1 protein-coding gene is annotated in these 463 nt (G+C 55.5%); it reads left to right on the top strand.

Annotation, left to right across the window (positions count from 1 at the left end; translation table 11 throughout):
• Positions 1 to 420: hypothetical protein (locus AO068_RS03100; RefSeq protein WP_236717206.1), on the top strand; the 420-nt coding region annotated here is incomplete at its 5' end.
• Between the last annotated feature and the right edge of the window lie 43 nt (positions 421 to 463).

Raw genomic sequence — 463 nt, 5'->3', positions numbered from 1 at the left:
GTTACAGGCATAGCTGCCGCCACGGACCCCGGTAGCGCCTCCGCCGCCAGCAACGCAGCTATTGCCAATGTGGACAACAACTGGCTGGCAACGCAGCAAATCGTTCAGGCGAACAAAGAGTTTGCGGCTGCCTCAAGCTTGGCAGAGCAAATGAGCGTCATTTTCAAATGGTCTGGCATATCGGCGAGACAGGACTTGTTGATCGGTCTCAAAGACGGGCTGGCTGACTCCGGATTGACCTCACTCGACAGTGCCGCACAACTTGTGGCGCACCCAATCGAAAGCTTCGCCGCAATGAAAGATTTTGTCGAATCGGCCTCGGGACGACAGCTATTGGGCGCGGCATCTGATGCTCTGGCGTTGCAATTGGCCAAGATCAATACAGCGCTTCAGGAGGGGGGTGATGAAAACGCCGAATAATTAGGCACGACAATGGGGCAAGCGATATCGATTGTTGTCGGCG

The sequence above is a fragment of the Pseudomonas sp. ICMP 3272 genome (genome assembly GCF_001466905.1).
Taxonomy (GTDB): domain Bacteria; phylum Pseudomonadota; class Gammaproteobacteria; order Pseudomonadales; family Pseudomonadaceae; genus Aquipseudomonas; species Aquipseudomonas amygdali.
The sequence above is the reverse complement of the archived record's forward strand: the minus strand, read 5'-3'. Positions and strand labels throughout refer to the sequence as shown.